General features: G+C 67.8%; 2 protein-coding genes and 1 pseudogene. 1 reads left to right on the forward strand and 2 read right to left on the reverse strand.

Going from position 1 to position 2217, the window contains the following annotated elements; genetic code table 11:
• On the reverse strand, positions 1 to 305 hold a 305-nt coding region (locus tag FHP29_RS18405; protein WP_139624352.1), incomplete at its 3' end, for a hypothetical protein.
• Positions 306 to 543: 238 nt separating this feature from the next.
• Here FHP29_RS18405 and FHP29_RS18410 point away from each other — a divergent pair.
• Complete coding sequence (locus FHP29_RS18410; RefSeq protein ID WP_192904046.1) at positions 544 to 756, forward strand: hypothetical protein; 213 nt, start codon at positions 544 to 546, stop codon at positions 754 to 756.
• Between the two features lie 432 nt (positions 757 to 1188).
• On the opposite strand, the pseudogene FHP29_RS18415 reads toward FHP29_RS18410, so the two are convergent.
• A pseudogene (locus tag FHP29_RS18415) lies at positions 1189 to 2217 on the reverse strand (PD40 domain-containing protein); the annotation flags it as partial.

Below are 2217 nucleotides of genomic sequence, written 5' to 3' on the forward strand. Positions count from 1 at the left end.
TCGGGCAGGTCGCGTAGTTGTTCGACGGTCCGGACCAGCCCGCCACCGGTGCCCTTGTGACCACCGGTGAGATGGGTCAGGAAGTCCTTGGTCGACGCCCACCCCAACGGGCGTAGCGCGTCGGTGGCCTCGAGCCGGTCGATGCCCCGCAACAGGGCGGCGTCCAGCAACGCCCGGGCGGCGACCACTGCTTCCACGCCCGCGACCGTCGCGGGGCCGTCGAGGTCGTCCCAGGCGCTGCCGGCCAGCTCCGCGGCACGCTCGGCCACGGCGGTGGCTGTGTGGAGCGCTCCGGGAGAGGTCATGCGCTCAGTCTACTCGAACACCTGTTCGAGTCAAGGGTTTTCGACGGAGATTCGGCCTGTGATGTCTCACGACATCCCTGACAGTTCTGCATCAGGACATCGGTGACACTCCCGGGGACCTTGGTGGTGACACTTCGGTGAGTCAGTGGCACCGACGGCGCCGGTGTCCAAGAACGCCCCAACGCGTGCCGGCAACTCGATGCCACCCGGGTACGTCCTGACCGGTGGTCGCAAGTGTGTGACCTTCCAGTTCCTCGACGACCACTCCCGCTACGCCGTCGCCTCCCATGTCGCGGACAATGAGACGGCCCAAGCCGCGATCGCAGTCTTCGACAGAGCCATCGCCGCACACGCAACGCTGGAGGAGTTGCAGGCCCACGTCGACGCGTGCGACCACATCTACAGCACCCAACGCCCCCACCAAGGACTCCCCGGGCGCGTCACCCCCTGACCGCGTGGGGAGCCGCCGCCAAGGCCGAACCACCGCGCCTCCACCCGAGGAGCCGTTCCTCGTCCAGGCCGCCGTCAAAGCACCTGCGGTCCCGACCAGATCGACGACGACCAGATCACCGTCGCCGACCTCGAAGGCGAGATCCTCATCGAGCACACCCGCCCCGACCCGCGCGTGACCTACGTCGGCAACGGCAGGCCCCGAAACCCACGCACCAGCTGAATGTCACCCATGTCCTGATGCAGAGCTGTCACCGATGTCCTGAGACATCACAGTGTGAGGTTTCGACTGCCATGTCTCATGACTTCCCTGACACTCCTCCGGGTCCGCCTCCTCCGAGTGGTCGGCCGTTACCGACGTATCGGACGCCGGCAGCGGGATTCGGGAGCAGACGGAATCCCGTGCCGTCGGCGGCGACCATGCCGCGTGCAGTCATCGGCGTACCTTCTTCTTGGCGGAGGCGACGGCGACCGGGCCGGTGGCGCCGACGACGGTGCAGGTCGCGCGGACGGACACCTTCTTGCCGCGGTCCTTGCGGCGGATCTTGTACTTCACCCCGGTGGCGCCCTTGATGGCCTTGGCCTTGCGGAACCACTGGTAGGAAACGGTGGACAGCGCGGGGCTCAGGGAGCCTTGCACGACACGGAGTCTCTTGCCGACGACGCGCTTGCCCTTGATCGCCGGCTTGGGGCAGGTGATCGTCGGCGGGCGCTGCCAGTCGGGCTGTGACTCCTTGGCTGCGGTGTTGGTCAGGTTCACCGCCGATCCGTTGGCGTCGACACTCCAGATGTCGAAGGTTCCGGCCTGGCCGGCCAAGGCGAGATGGCGGCCGTCGGGCGACCAGGCGGGCTGTGTGAAGGCGATTCCCGGCGGGACAAGGGACCCGGTGCCGCCGGAGGCGACATCGTGGATGACGATCCACGGTTGGTGCGCCTGGGCGTTGTCCAACTGGTAGGCGAGGACTCGTCCGGAGGGCGACCATGCCGGCCAGCCGAAGAGGTAGCCAGTCGACGGCTCGGTCACCGCCTTGACGGAGCCACCGTTGGCATCCATCCGCCCGATCTGGCCGTACCCCGTCCGGAATGCGATCTCGCCGGTCGCCGACCAGTCCGGGGACCTCTCGTCGAGGAACTGCAGTCCCGAGAGGTTCCGAGGACCGCTGCCGTCGGCATTCATCACATACACCTGACCGTAGCTGTCGCGATCGCTGTCGAAGGCGATCCGAGACCCGTCCGGTGCCCAGCTCGGGTGGTCGTCCTCCGCGGCGTTGGCGGTGAGCCGGGTCTGGTGGGTGCCGTCGGCATGCATGGTCCAGATCTCTCGGTCGCCGCCGTTGGCGGCGTCGTCGATGCGGACGAAGGCGAGTCGGGTGCCGTCGGGTGACCAGGCTGGCTTGCCCTCGGAGACGGGCGTGTGGGTGAGCCGGGTCTGGCCGGAGCCGTCGGCGTTCATGACGTAGAT

The organism is Nocardioides albidus, assembly GCF_006335005.1.
Classification (GTDB): Bacteria; Actinomycetota; Actinomycetes; order Propionibacteriales; family Nocardioidaceae; genus Nocardioides; species Nocardioides albidus.